This is a genomic window from Bartonella sp. AD328YNZD, assembly GCF_042196425.1.
Map to the genome: position 1 here is coordinate 1 of NZ_JBHIQG010000582.1, position 1024 is coordinate 1024.

Sequence of the window (1024 nt, forward strand, 5' to 3'; positions counted from 1 at the left end):
AATTCCTTGCCATGGCTTCAATGTGAAAGCTTTGCGCCCCCGCTTGAAATGATTGATCCAAACAAGGATATCACGGCAGAAAAAGAAGAAATTCGTGCTGGCTTGAAAACACGACGCATGGCACTGGCCGAGCGCGGCTTTGATATCGACAGCATTCATGCCGAACTGCAAGAAGAGCACACAGACGCTCGTGCACGCGGCTTATCTTTTGACACGGATATGGCAGCGCCTTCTGGTGAAAATCAAGCGATTGGTGATGAAGATTCAGAGACTTCTGAGACTTATGAAAACAACCAAGACAGTAAGGCGCAGACAAATGGTGAATAATCTCGACATGCCGTTTTTGGCATCACGGCTTTTTGGAGTTCCACACATGCTTGCCTCCACAAAGCTTGATATTATTCTCAATGCTCTTGCTCCACGGCTTTTTGCAAGTGAAAAGTTTCCCATTGAAGCTTATTCGCAAGGGAGTACAGAAGCTTTAAGACCACCAGAAACCTATGTGGTGCAAAACAATGTTGCTATAATACCGGTTCATGGCACGCTTGTACGCCGCGGTGCATGGCTTGGAGCTTTATCGGGATTGACGTCTTATGAAGGGTTAAGGGCTTCTTTTCGTGAAGCCATGGCACAGCCTGATGTTCATGCCGTCTTACTTGATATTGACAGTGGTGGTGGAGAAGCCGGTGGCATCTTTGATTTGGTTGAAGAGTTTCAAACCCTTTCAAAACAATATAACAAACCCATTTGGGCGCATGCCAATGAATTTGCTTGTTCTGCAGCTTATGCCATTGCTTGTGCGGCTTCTCAAATATGGGTTGCACGCACCGGTGTTGTAGGCTCGATTGGGGTTGTTTGCGCCCATCTTGACCAATCTCGTGCAGATGAGCAACACGGGCTTAAATGGACCTTCGTTTTTGAAGGTGATCACAAAACCCATGGCAATCCTCACGAACCCTTGAGCGATACAGCACAAATAAAAATGCAAGCCGATTGCGCCCTGCTCTACGAAATGTTTGTCGAT

2 protein-coding genes are annotated in these 1024 nt (G+C 46.9%); both read left to right on the forward strand.

All coding sequences use genetic code 11. From position 1 onward, the window contains the following. Window positions 1-327: hypothetical protein (locus tag ACFIO3_RS13830; protein WP_375704660.1), on the forward strand; the 327-nt coding region annotated here is incomplete at its 5' end. Further along, on the forward strand, window positions 317-1024 hold a 708-nt coding region (locus ACFIO3_RS13835; RefSeq protein WP_375704661.1), incomplete at its 3' end, for a S49 family peptidase. The genes ACFIO3_RS13830 and ACFIO3_RS13835, both read left to right, overlap by 11 nt.